This is a genomic window from Bradyrhizobium cosmicum (genome assembly GCF_032290525.1).
Lineage (GTDB): Bacteria > Pseudomonadota > Alphaproteobacteria > Rhizobiales > Xanthobacteraceae > Bradyrhizobium > Bradyrhizobium cosmicum_A.
The window spans coordinates 1-275 of the sequence record NZ_JASXTA010000206.1 but is presented as its reverse complement, the minus strand read 5'-3'; the positions used below and the strand labels follow the sequence as shown (position 1 = coordinate 275).

The 275-nt window shown below is 61.1% G+C and carries 1 protein-coding gene; it reads right to left on the bottom strand.

The features are described from left to right. Positions 1-208 (bottom strand): hypothetical protein (locus tag QSV46_RS39670; RefSeq protein WP_314964087.1); only part of this gene is annotated, 208 nt, incomplete at its 3' end. Positions 209-275: the final 67 nt, after the last annotated feature.

Genomic DNA, 275 nt, shown 5'->3' with positions numbered 1-275 from the left:
AGCCCTGACGGCTCTGGCGAGGCTGCTTGAGGTTGTGCAGGTGTCGAGAAAGCGGGTTCGCCTTGCGCTGGGCGATCTCCTTCGCTTCAGGCGCAGCAACCGCGTGAGGCTGCCCCTCACCTGCATCAAGGAAGTATTTGGCAGTCGCCGTGTGGTTCGAGCGGCTGGTTGAGGACTTGCGCCGCGCCGGCAAAACCATCGTGGTCATCTCTCACCGACACAGCACTATCTGTGGTTGCCGGCAAGATCGTCGTCTTAGACAAGGGGCGGATGAT